Source organism: Chryseobacterium sp. KBW03 (assembly GCF_003852415.1).
GTDB lineage: Bacteria > Bacteroidota > Bacteroidia > Flavobacteriales > Weeksellaceae > Chryseobacterium > Chryseobacterium viscerum.
The window spans coordinates 735,305-747,647 of the sequence record NZ_QAJO01000003.1; the positions used below are offsets into that span (position 1 = coordinate 735,305).

A 12,343-nucleotide genomic window follows, 5' to 3' on the forward strand; every position below is an offset into this window, starting at 1 on the left:
AAGAAGCAATGATTAGATTACTTTAGCTTCCTCGTGAAGTAATCTTACCAATTCATCCAGATTGTCAGGAGAAACCATTTTCACAGCTGCTCTTGCAGGCACACTGTCATAAGATACTCCCTGAACTTTTACCTCTGAAGAAGTAGGCTCTACTACTTGTAGAGGTTTTGTTCTTGCAGACATAATTCCTCTCATATTCGGGATGATAAGGTCTTTTTCATCTACCAATCCTTTCTGACCTGCAATGATTGCTGGTAATTTTACAGAAATAGTTTCTTTTCCTCCTTCAATTTCTCTTACTGCAGTAGCTTCGCTTCCGTTTACGTCTAATCCTACTGAAGCGTTTACGAAAGGCTGGTTCAATAGCTGAGCCACCATTCCAGGAACAGAACCTCCGTTATAATCGATTGATTCTTTTCCACAAAGGATAAGGTCATATCCTCCATTTTGAGCTACAGCTGCAATTTCTTTTGCTGTAGAATAGCTATCTTTTGGATCAAGATTTACTCTTACAGCATCATTAGCACCAATTGCTAAAGCTTTTCTGATCACAGGTTCTGTAGCAGCATCCCCTACGTTGATTACTGTTACTGTTGCTCCCTGAGATTCCTGAAGTTTAACCGCTTTTGTCAACGCAAATTCATCTAACGGATTGATTACCCACTGAATTCCGTTTTTGTCGAAAGCAGACTTATCTGCTGTAAAGTTAATTTTGGAAGTAGTATCCGGAACACTACTAATACAAACTAATATTTTCATGTGTACTATTTTATTTTTTCCCTTTAATGCATAAAATCATGACAGTTTATGCAGAGATTTTGTTTGAATTAATTTTTGCTAATATAAATAAAAAATATATTATGCATGCATAATACTTATTAAATTATTATTCAATACATTAGATGTAGTTACTTAGCTGGTTTTGTTGCCCTAAACTCTATTTTACTTGGCAAAACTCGTGGATTCATCTTTAAAATGTCCAATATGAGATTCCCCATATCTTCAGGCTGAATCTTCCAATTGTCTTTTTCTGACGGAATATTTCCATTAAAATGAGTGGCTACAGAACCCGGCATAATCACCGTAGACTTAATATTGTATTTTCTTAAATCGATCATGGCTGCCTGTGTGAAACCTACCACTCCGAATTTCGAAGCATTGTAGCCGGTTCCGTTTTCAAAGAAGTTGGCACCCGCCAGACTTGAAATGGTGATATAATAACCCTCAGTCTTTTTTAATTCTTCTACAGAGGCTTTTAAGGTATAAAAAACACCGGTAAGGTTGGTTTCTATCATATCATTCCATTCTTCTGCAGTCAGTTCATCTACGGGTTTAAAAATACCCAATCCTGCATTCGCAATGATATAATCCAGTCTTCCGAATTTTTCTACTGTATATTTTACGGCTTCCTGCTCGCTTTCCAGGCTTCTTACATCTGAAACAATTCCCAAAACATTTTCTGAATATTGTTTAAGCTCTTCTTCTGCCTTCATGACATCTTCTCTTTTTCTTCCTGAAAATGCTACTGAGATCCCATTTTCAAGTAAAATTTTAGCAATCCCGAAACCAATACCCTTGGTTCCTCCTGTTATATAAGCTGTTTTATTTTCTGACATATGCTTCAAAATTTTAATTCTCTAAAATAACAAAAACGCTCCAATTGGAGCGTTTTGCTGATACTAAGATTTATCAGGAATTATTTTTTAATGAATTTCTCTGTAAAGTTTCTTCCGTCTGTTTCTACATTCAGTAAATAGGCTCCGGAAGATAAGTTTCTTACATTTACCTGGTCACCATTCAATGTTATATCTACTCTTTTTCCTGACATGTCATATACTTCAACATGTCTTATCTTGTTAGGAGTTGTGATTTTTATAAATTCAGTTGCCGGGTTTGGATAAATGGATAGTTTCACATCATTTTTAACCGCATCTTTTGTAGATAATGATGCTTCATTATTGATTTTGATATTATCGATATAGGCAGAACCTCCATAATTATCGTGTACAAAATCCATCCTGTTAATATTACTGTTACTATAAGGCTGTCCTGTATAGATAAGAGTATCATTCAGGTAATACTGGATTCCGGTAGCTGTCGAAACCACTTTAACTCTGTACCAGGTATTCGCATTCCAGGTCTGAGTGGTATCTACTAAAGTCCCTGAACCTGCAGTCACAATTAAAATTTTCCCATTAAAAGAAAAATTGATATAGGTAACAATACTTCCTGCTCCTGCCGTATTCACTGTTCTGAATACAAAATCTGAAGTTGATGTATTTTTTTGGGTAAGTCTTACATCAAATGATTGTGTAAAGCTATTATACGTTAATGGTGCAGTAAAGGTATAAAAACCACCTATTACAGGGCCCTGCTGTGGACCAAAAAGAGGATCTGGTGTTATTTTAAAACTACTTGAACCCTGAGTTGCCATTTCAGTGGATACCAACTGGCTTGTTATATATGTCGGCGGTACTTCCCCATCACTGGTTGATGTCCAACCCTGCTGCCCATTAATATTACCTGCTGTAAATCCCTCACTGGCTTCAAAAGAAATAGTCTGTTGAGCAAAAGATGATATTGAAATCAACGAAATTGCGAAAATGTAAAGCTTCTTCATGATATTTTTTTGTTTTGAGCAAATATATATTTTTTAATTAAAAAAGCCAAATAAGTTAATATTTTACACTTTATATGAAATTAACATAATATATTTTAACCAAAACAAATAAAGATATTAAACCTGTAGAAAAGTCATATTTCCCAAAAACCATCTGTAAATCAAACAATACACTAAAAAACAGACCTATTTTCAGATCAATAAAATAATTTACTTAATAATCACTTTTTCTGTAAAATTTCTTCCTTCTGTTTTTATATTTACGAAATATGTGCCTGCTGATAAGCCTCTTACATCTATTGTGTTGTTGGTTATTTCAGTCTTCACAAGCCTTGCGGAAGCGTCATACATCTCTACACTTTTCACTTTGCGGACAGAATTGATCTGTATAAAATCAGTTGCAGGATTAGGATAAAGAGATATTTCTTTAGCATTTATCTTAGAATCTTTAACCCCCATTACCTGCAGTTCACTGTTCACTTTAATATTATCAATATAAGCAGATCCTAATGCATTATTGTGTACAAAACGCAGTTGGTTGATATTGAGCGAAGCAGCAGGCGATCCTGTATAAATTAAAATATCATTAACGTAATACCTGACATCCGTGGCAGTTCCTACAATCTTAAATCTGTACCAGGTATTAGGCAGCCAGCTTGAAGGGATAGAAATCAAATCCTGTATGCCAGACACAGTATTCAGAATTTTCATCAATCCTATTTTATCAAAATCCAATCTTACAACATACTGATCATCAATATTGCTCACACCCTGAAAACCAAAATCAGAACCGTTAAGCTGTGAGATATTAATATCAAATGATACCGAAAAGTTATTGAAGGCAAGAGGTGCAGATAAATTATAAAAGCCTCCGATGATGGGATCAGACTGGGTTCCGTAGACATTTTCTTTGACGATTCTCAGAGAACTGCTTCCATCACTGGCTTTATCTATGGTGATGATCTGATTGGTCACATTTTCCGGCATTCCTCCTGTAGGGGTACTGATCCATCCTGCCTGTCCGTTGATATTTCCAACACTGAATCCTTCATTAGATTCAAAAGATACAGTTTGTTGGGCGAAAATGCACATTGAACAAATCATAAATGCAATTGAGTAGTATTTTTTCATGGTAAATCAAGTTTTGTATTAAAAATATAAACTTTCCACGAATGGTGAAATAACTTATTGCAAATAAAAATTAACCGTTTTGTTTTCAGGGATTTAATTTTCAAATTCCTGAAAAAAGCTACTTAAAAGTCTATTATCTGATTCAAAAAAGCAAAAAAAATAAGGCATTTCTTTGCAGAAACGCCTTACCATATTTTATTTTTATTGAATTACTTTGAATAATTTTCAAAAAACAATGGAATACTTTCAATTCCTTTATAGAAATTAAATAATCCATAATGCTCGTTTGGAGAGTGGATCGCATCAGAATCCAACCCAAATCCCATCAATACAGATTTAGCTCCTAAAACCTGCTCAAACATGGCTGTAATCGGAATGCTTCCTCCTCCTCTGTAAGGAAGAACTTCTTTTCCAAATGCAGATTCCATAGCTTGTTTTGCCGCAGCAAATTCTTTAGTATCCGTTGGTAAAACGTAAGGCATTCCTCCGTGGTGAGGCGTTACTTTAATTTTTACTGTATCCGGAGCAATTTTTTCGAAATATTTCGTGAATTTCTCTGTGATCTCCTGAGGAGTCTGGTAAGGCACCAAACGCATAGAAATTTTAGCAAATGCTTTTGAAGGAATTACCGTCTTCGCTCCTTCTCCTGTGTAACCACCCCAGATTCCGTTGCAGTCTAAAGTAGGACGAATAGACGTTCTTTCTAAGGTTGTATATCCTTTCTCCCCTTCAATATTGCTTAATCCGATTGATTTTTTGAATTCCTCCGGATTATCTTTCAATTTGTTCATTTCAGCTCTTTCCGCATCTGAAACCGTATCTACATTATCATAGAACCCATCAATGGTAATATGACCATTTTCATCAATCAGATTAGCGATCATTCTTGAAAGAACGTGAATAGGGTTTGGAACGGCTCCTCCGTAAAGACCTGAGTGCAGATCTCTGTTCGGACCTTCCACTTCTACTTCTACATAACTTAAACCTCTTAATCCTGTGGTAACAGTTGGCTGTTCGTTGCTGTAAATATGAGTATCGGAAATTAAAATGCAGTCGCAAGCTAATTTCTCTTTATTTTCATTCACCCATTCTCCTAAGCTTACAGATCCTACTTCTTCTTCTCCTTCCAGGATAAATTTAACATTACAAGGAAGAGCATTAGTTTTCATCATAGCTTCGAAAGCCTTCAAATGCATAAAGAACTGTCCTTTGTCATCAGCTGAACCTCTGGCAAAAATTGCTCCTTCAGGGTGAAGGTCAGTTTTCTCAATATAAGGCTCAAAAGGTGGTTTTGTCCATAGTTCCAATGGATCAGCCGGCTGAACATCATAATGTCCATATACCAATACTGTAGGTAAGCTTTTATCTAAAATCTTTTCTCCGAAAACAATTGGATACCCTTTTGTCTGGCAAATTTCAACATTGTCAGCGCCTGCATCTTTAAGGTATGCTGCCACTACATCTGCACATTTCAAAACGTCATCTTTATACGCAGGATCTGCAGAAATAGAAGGAATTCTCAATAACTCAAATAATTCATCCACGAAACGCTGTTTGTTTTCGTTAATGTAATTTAATGTCTCTTGCATTGTAAAATTTTATTTTGTTAAAATTAAAAAAAATGCCTGGCAGGACCAAGCAAAAAGGCAGTATTTTCTGAACCTTATGCTAATGAGCCCTATAGCCATCTTTTTCATAAAAAAATGCCCTGCAGAAACAGGGCACTTGTATATCTTATACGACTAATTAGTGTTCAGCTTTAGGAGCTTTTTCTGCTTCAGCAGGTTTTGCAGCAGCAGTACTGTCTGTTTTGTGAGCCTCAGGTTTTGCAGCTTCTTCTTTGTGTCCTTCAGCGGCGGCAGCAGCCTCATGACCGTGTCCGTGAGCTTCTCCTCCCTGTGCGTCATCAGAATATCTTTCTACTCCTTCTTCTAGTTTTAGAGTGTTCTTATTCCCACCAGCAGATACTTTTTTACAGCTTACAGCTACAGTTGCAATAGCTAAACATATAATCAATTTTTTCATATGCAAAATTTATTTTTTTTAAAAGTCATATAAAACCGCCTTATTGTAGTCTGTTCCGGTTATTTAAACAGCGGGCGATTTCATGCTTATATTTTTGATTGCCCAAAATTAAGAAATCCTATATTTTTCAGCAACATTTTTATACTGATTTTAAAATAATTTTCCCTTTTTTGGATTGTGTAAAAATAAGGTAGTGTTCGCCTCCGTCTTTCAACCCGTATTTCTTTTTGATTTCTTCAGGTTTTAAAGGGTAGTTTTTTGAAATGATATTGAACTGACTTTTCTTCTTAATCTGCTTTGAATCAATTGATTCAATCTCAAAAAACCTCCCTGGAAATCCCTCTTTTTTTTCGTTGGAAGTATAAAAATGGCTGTTGGGGTGAAGCTTTTTCAATCCGAATTTTTCTGAAATCAAATTAAAGACACCCGCCTTCAAAATAGCGTTATTGGGAATATAAATGTACTTTTCAGGTTCCGAATACTCCGATTCTGCAGTTTCCTCTTCTCCAAATGTAAAGGTAAAAGCAGATTCACCACTCTCAAGGTTCACACAGTTGCATATAATTCCATCCTTATTTTCATTAGATAAGAAAACAACGACTTCCTTTACATCATTTTTCAGAGCAATGATCTCAATCCTTGAAATATCAGGTAACACTGAAACAAGATATTTAAGATCAATAAGCGGAGAGAGCTTAATCACCACCTGATTGGAGATAGAAAGTAACTTTTTCTGAATTTCAAGAATATCAGGAGACAAGTCTTCCAAAAGAAAAACTTTATTTTTATGCTGGTCTCTTCTGGCCGGATCAAGGTAAATAACGTCGAAATGTTCCTGATTCTCGTTCAGGAAGTCTTCCAGTTTACGGTTGATAAATCTCGCCTGACGGCCCAAAGTACTCCAGTTATTTTCAACAATCTCTAAAAGCTCCGTATTTTGCTCTACCAGAGTAATATCATCAAAATTTTGAGAAAGATAATAAGCATCTATACCAAAACCGCTTGTCAGATCAATGAATTTCCTTCCTTTTAAAATTCCGGATTTGTACAGGGCTGTTTTTTCTGATGAAGCCTGTTCAAGATTCAACTGTGGCGGAAAAATAATGCCTTCTTTCAAAAGAAAAGGAAATTTTCTTTCTGCTACCTGTTTTCCTTTGATCTGCTGTACAATTTCCTGCATAGAAACTTCTGGAAATGGAGATTTTTTCAGTAATAATGCATGTAAATCTGTATTCAGATTTGCATTGATATAATGTTGAACGTCTTTGTTGAGTATTTTAACCACAGATTTTTCCCAGATTGTAAATGATGGATAGCATGCTAAAAATTATCTTTTATAAAAAATATAATCGGTCAATAGCGGGGTTATACCATTCTGCTTCAACAAAGAATTGATCTGTCCTCTGTGATAAGTAGAGTGATTGACCGCATGAAAAAGCATTTCAAAAATACTGTTATCGAACTTTGTCCCTCTTGAATTCTGATATTCTATTCTTTTCTCGAGATCAAGATTATTTATAATATCAATGCTTTTAAGAAAGTTCCCATGATTGATTTCATCAAGAGATTCAAAAAGATTGATCTGCCAGACTTCAAAAGTTATTTCGCCCAATATTCTTGCATTCCAGATCTGCTGTGCATTTATTGTATGATTAATGAGACTTATTATCTTCTCATCCAAAGCTTCTTTATTTTCAGAAATAACTTTAATCACTTCACGGTTGAAATGATAGGTGTATTCAAATAAATCAATCAGTTTTTCTTTCATTACTAAAAACTATAAGTTTTTATCTTTATACAACGTCAACACATTTGGGGACGCAGGATCAATATCTGTCGGGTTTTTATTTTCAAAGTCTAAGAATAATAGAAATTCATTCTCATTAACAAATTTAATAAGTCCACTTAAAAACTTGCTTTCTTCAAGTTTATTATTGAAATCATTGTATGATGCAATCAAATTAAATTTAACAACTTTTTTTGAAAAATCCGTAGTATATTTTACATGGGCAACTTTACCTTTATTGGGTCCGTCAGGAATTACATGATTTCTACCGTCAATATTCAGTCCATCAAGTTCTACTTTTACAAAACCATCGGAAAAAAAAGTAAATGATCCGTTACTACCAGCATCTGTTCCAATCCATTTTCCGTATAAATTTTTCTCCGTTTGAGAAAAACATAATCCAAAAAACAATAAAAGGAAAATTAGAAAACTTTTTTTCATAGTATGATTAATGTTTTATTCAAACATTTCAGCCCAACGTACCGCTTTTATCTCCTTTTCGTTGTAAAGATCTGCAATAGACTTTTTAACGTCTAATTTAGGGTATAAATTCACTCCTATCAGCTTTATTTTCACTTCCTCAATCCATTGCTGCTCTTCAACAGCATGATCATAGATCTTTTTCTGTACAACTCCTTGCTTTATAAGTTCAAGATATCCTCCTGCTTCTTCGATTTCAATGAATAGCGCCCATGACTTTTCTGCAATCTGCTGAGTAATGTCTTCGATATAATAACTTCCGTTAGAGGCATCTTCAAATACATTGATAATACTTTCATAAGCCAGCACAATCTGTTGCTTGAAAGAAATCTCCTCTGAGTTATCAGTACTTCTCGCTACAAGGTAGTTATTGGTAAAAACAGCATCTGCTCCTCCTATCATTGCCGAAGCAAGCTCTAAGGTAGAACGGATAAGGTTATTTTCATTATCAGCAATGGCTTTATTTCTCTGCGAAGTTTCTGCAAAGATGTAAGGGATTTCATCCATCCCGTATTCCTTGGAAAGTTGGTTGAAAATTATTTTAAAAGCTCTCAGTTTTGCCATTTCAAAGAAATAACTGCCACCCACTGCTATCCTGAAGATCAGTTTATTTAAAATTTCTGCTCCATATACTTCCACCAGTTCCTTAGCTTTGGCTAAAGCAATACCCAGCTGCTGATAAATAGCCGCTCCGGCATTCTGGTGCAGTGAAATATCTACACAAATATTTCTTTTAAAGTCTTTTGCCAGTAATTCTTTTGCCAGCTGATCATCAATGTTTCCTTCTTTTTCATTAAAAACATCGATCAAAGAAAAATATTGGTCCTCCTCTTTGGGACTGATGTGTCCTGCAAGGTCTTTATTATTGACAAAAATAGCTTTCTGATCAAGATTTTCTACGTTCTGATCCAACATAAATGCAAATACTTCATCTTCCAAACTTTCATGGTATCTTGCTACCAAATGGGTACTTTCCTCAACTCTAGGCAGGTTTACCAAAGGTTTCTGAACTTCTGTATAAAAAGGCTTCACCTCTATTCCTTCTAGATTCTGTTTTTCTAAAATGGGATAAATGTCCTCTGTTTTAAGTTGTTTTTTGACTAAACTCTCCCAGTTTGAAAGGATATCTGTATTTGACATTAGTTTTATTTTTTATGAATTGTCTATGATGAAGTTGGCTCCACAAGTGAATTTCCATTGAATTGAAAATTGACAAGCAAAGCGAATTGACTATTCACCATTGACCTATTTTATTCGACTTCTATTATTTTTTAGGCACCTTTGTGCTGTCTACCACCAAAATGAAGATTTCTTCATTTGGTTTCTTCATAAAATAATTTTCTCTTGCGTATTTTTCTTTCTCTGACTTGTTGTTCATCAGTTTTTTATAAAAAGCATCGTTCTTATCATATTCTTTTTTATAATAATCCAGCTGCTCTTCATACTTGTGAATCTCACCATTCAGTTCGTTAATAACAAGAAATGAGGTTTTATCGAAAAAAACCATCCATACCAAAAACAGACAGATCGTAATGGTATACTTATTCAAAACATATTTCTGGATAAGTTTGAATGTTTCAGATTTCGGCTGAATGTCTTTGATAAGGTTGTTTTCTTCCATTTTTTTAATGTTTTTTCAACGAGTTTTTAATAACAGTAGTTAAAAAATCAATTGCTACGGAATTCTGTTTCATATTAGGGATAATAAGATCGGCATCATTTTTAGATGGCTCGATAAATTCCTGATGCATTGGTTTCAAAGTAGTCTGATAACGGTGTAGTACCTCGCTCAGATCTCTTCCCCTTTCCTGGGTATCTCTTCTGATCCTCCTGATCAGCCTTTCATCAGAGTCTGCATGAACGAATACTTTCAGGTCAAACTCTTTCAGTAGTTCTTTATTGGTCAACACCAGAATTCCTTCTACTACCAATACGTTTTTAGGTTCTACAGTGACATGATCTCCTGTTCTGGAATGAGTGACAAAGCTATAAATCGGCTGTTCAATAGGCTCGTTATTCTTTAAAGCTTTCACATGTTTTATCAATAATTCAAAATCTATAGACTTCGGATGGTCATAATTCAGAGCCTCTCTTTCTGTCAGTGTCAGACCTTGGTTGTCGTGATAATAATTATCCTGAGAGAGGATATTCATTCCCTCAATATCAAGCTGCTGAAGTATCTTATCAACAACTGTAGTTTTGCCGGATCCAGTACCACCGGCAATTCCTATTACAAGCATTCTTTTTTGTTTCTTTATAGTTGGTACAAATATACTATTTTAGATAAAATATGACAATGTAAGAATATTGAGAAATTAAAAGATTAAAGCATTTAAAGATTAAAAGATTTCCTGAAAGGCCATTACTCTTTGTGATGTATTGCTATTACTTGATTTTCATCTCCGGATTTAATAAAAAAAACCGACAATTAATTTGTCGGTTTTTTATTTTATACGATTTCGCTTGTTAATTCGCGCGAAATTAATTTGTCATGCATGGGTTTCAAAACATCCATTGAGCCTGTTTTTACGGTACATTTACCTTTGTAGTGAACAAGTATCGTACATTGCTCGGCCTGTTCCAAAGAATGTTTACAGATTTCGATCAGGCAGTCTATTACATAATCAAATGTATGAATATCATCGTTATGCAATACGAGTTTATAAACTTCATCTGTATCATCCAAAACGAGGACTTCTTCTTCATACTGACGTTTTGGGTTTTCGTAATCTTTTATGCTATTATAAAAATTCATCCTAACGGTTTTAAACTTCTCCAATTTTATCTGCTAAATGATCTATAGCATTAGGTTCCTGATAGATCAGTTCTACAAGCTCTACACTCTTATTATTCATTTTCAGAATTTTGAAGTGATAATCCTCAAGATCAAACTCCTGGTTTTCTTCCGGGATTTCTTCCAATTCATAAAGAATAAATCCTGCTAATGAATTATATTCGCTTTCTTCGGAAAGAGGAAGTCTTTTTGGCAGGAATTCATTGATTTCGTCCAAAGGCTGTGTAGCCTGTACCCAGTAGGTATTGTCTGCTATTTTATCAACGATCTTTTCTTCATCATCTTCTTCATCCTGAATTTCTCCTACAAGCTCTTCCAGAATATCTTCTAATGTGATAATCCCTTCAGTTCCTCCAAATTCGTCTATAACGACCGCTATATGTTGTTTTTTAAGCTGGAATGTTTTCAGTAAGTCTGATACTTTCTTGCTTTCTACTACGAAAAATGCATCACGCATCAGATCTTTAAGGTCTTCATGATCCAACTCTCCTTTTCTTTTAACAAATTCTCTGATGATTTCTTTTGTATAGAAAATACCAATGATATTGTCAATAGAATCAATATATACAGGAATACGCGAATATCCGCTATCCATAATCTTGTTGATAATGTCATTGACATCTTCTTCAAAATCGATGGAAGTAATATTTTGTCTTGGAACCATGATCTGTTTAGCAGAGTGATCTGTAAAATCAAATGCATTTTTGATGATCTCATAGTTTTCTTCCTCAATTTCTCCGCTGTCAGCACTTTGTTTTACCAAAAGCTGAAGTTCCTCAGTAGAGTGGATTTCCTGCTCGGAAGCCGGGTGAATTTTAACCAATCTAAGGAAACCATTTGACATCGAGTTCATCAACCAGATAAATGGTTTAAAAACCGTGTAAAAAACCCTCAATGGAACCGCAGTTGCCATCGTGGTTGCTTCAGATTTTCTGATCGCGATTGATTTTGGAATAAGCTCACCAAATACAATATGCATAATGGTAATCAATACAAAACTTGTCACTACCGAAATTGTAGTAATCGTTGTCTGAGTCAATTCAATGCTCAAAGACACGAAAATATTTTCAACAATATGATGCAGGGCACTTTCCCCTACCCATCCAAGGGCAAGTGATGCCAATGTAATTCCTAATTGTGTGGCGGAAAGATATTCATCAAGATGTTTGATGATATGCTCTGCCTGTTTAGCCATAGAATTGCCTTCTGCGGCTTTTAACTGAATTTGTGAGTAACGAACTTTAACAATTGAAAATTCTGCGGCTACGAAAAAGCCATTTAGTAAAACAAGAAATAAGGCCAGCAAAAGCCTGACTATGTCCGAGTCCATTTAGAAGTTGTATAAATTTTATTAGCTACAAAGATATGCAAAATAAAAATAACCTGAATCGGGATAGATTATTTCAATTGAGTATTTTTTGAAAGAAAAATATGAATGGATAGGATATGGCTATTTTCCAATAAAAAAATAACTGAAGGGTAACTTTCATTTCTCCGCAAAAAGAAA

At 34.8% G+C, this 12,343-nt stretch carries 14 protein-coding genes; all 14 read right to left on the bottom strand.

The annotated features are described in order from the left end of the window. Positions 1-12 precede the first annotated feature (12 nt). The 14 genes from DBR39_RS07260 to DBR39_RS07325 all read right to left on the bottom strand — a co-directional run bounded on the left by DBR39_RS07260 (position 13) and on the right by DBR39_RS07325 (position 12,166). Complete coding sequence (locus DBR39_RS07260) at positions 13-759, bottom strand: electron transfer flavoprotein subunit beta/FixA family protein (RefSeq protein ID WP_103232816.1); 747 nt, start codon at positions 757-759, stop codon at positions 13-15. A 149-nt stretch (positions 760-908) separates the two neighbouring features. Continuing rightward, positions 909-1,616: an SDR family oxidoreductase gene (locus DBR39_RS07265; RefSeq protein ID WP_121487973.1), complete on the bottom strand. Its 708-nt coding sequence runs from the start codon at positions 1,614-1,616 to the stop codon at positions 909-911. An 80-nt stretch (positions 1,617-1,696) separates the two neighbouring features. Further along, positions 1,697-2,620, bottom strand: a complete 924-nt coding sequence (locus DBR39_RS07270) for a T9SS type A sorting domain-containing protein (protein ID WP_124531800.1) — start codon at positions 2,618-2,620, stop codon at positions 1,697-1,699. A 210-nt stretch (positions 2,621-2,830) separates the two neighbouring features. Then, positions 2,831-3,751, bottom strand: a complete 921-nt coding sequence (locus DBR39_RS07275; protein ID WP_124531802.1) for a T9SS type A sorting domain-containing protein — start codon at positions 3,749-3,751, stop codon at positions 2,831-2,833. 209 nt (positions 3,752-3,960) lie between these two features. Continuing rightward, complete coding sequence (locus DBR39_RS07280) at positions 3,961-5,340, bottom strand: dipeptidase (RefSeq protein ID WP_124531804.1); 1,380 nt, start codon at positions 5,338-5,340, stop codon at positions 3,961-3,963. Between the two features lie 157 nt (positions 5,341-5,497). Beyond that, positions 5,498-5,776: a hypothetical protein gene (locus DBR39_RS07285; RefSeq protein WP_103235351.1), complete on the bottom strand. Its 279-nt coding sequence runs from the start codon at positions 5,774-5,776 to the stop codon at positions 5,498-5,500. Between the two features lie 139 nt (positions 5,777-5,915). Continuing rightward, complete coding sequence (locus DBR39_RS07290; RefSeq protein ID WP_124531806.1) at positions 5,916-7,061, bottom strand: class I SAM-dependent methyltransferase; 1,146 nt, start codon at positions 7,059-7,061, stop codon at positions 5,916-5,918. 42 nt (positions 7,062-7,103) lie between these two features. Further along, entirely contained in the window at positions 7,104-7,544 is a 441-nt protein-coding gene (locus tag DBR39_RS07295; protein ID WP_124531808.1) for a DinB family protein, read from the bottom strand. A gap of 9 nt (positions 7,545-7,553) precedes the next feature. Further along, positions 7,554-8,003 carry a hypothetical protein gene (locus DBR39_RS07300; protein ID WP_124531810.1) on the bottom strand — a complete coding sequence of 150 codons (450 nt, stop codon included), beginning with the start codon at positions 8,001-8,003 and terminating at the stop codon, positions 7,554-7,556. Positions 8,004-8,018: 15 nt separating this feature from the next. After that, a complete protein-coding gene (locus DBR39_RS07305) occupies positions 8,019-9,182 on the bottom strand; it encodes a methylmalonyl-CoA mutase family protein (RefSeq protein ID WP_124531812.1) in 1,164 nt (387 codons plus the stop codon). A gap of 124 nt (positions 9,183-9,306) precedes the next feature. Then, the gene (locus DBR39_RS07310; RefSeq protein WP_103234308.1) at positions 9,307-9,663 is read right to left on the bottom strand and encodes an FtsB family cell division protein; all 357 of its coding nucleotides are present in this window, start codon (positions 9,661-9,663) and stop codon (positions 9,307-9,309) included. A gap of 4 nt (positions 9,664-9,667) precedes the next feature. Further along, entirely contained in the window at positions 9,668-10,282 is a 615-nt protein-coding gene (udk, locus tag DBR39_RS07315) for a uridine kinase (protein WP_045497309.1), read from the bottom strand. Between the two features lie 209 nt (positions 10,283-10,491). Then, a complete protein-coding gene (locus tag DBR39_RS07320; RefSeq protein WP_124531814.1) occupies positions 10,492-10,797 on the bottom strand; it encodes an ATP-dependent Clp protease adaptor ClpS in 306 nt (101 codons plus the stop codon). Between the two features lie 10 nt (positions 10,798-10,807). Continuing rightward, a complete protein-coding gene (locus tag DBR39_RS07325) occupies positions 10,808-12,166 on the bottom strand; it encodes a hemolysin family protein (protein ID WP_103234311.1) in 1,359 nt (452 codons plus the stop codon). Between the last annotated feature and the right edge of the window lie 177 nt (positions 12,167-12,343).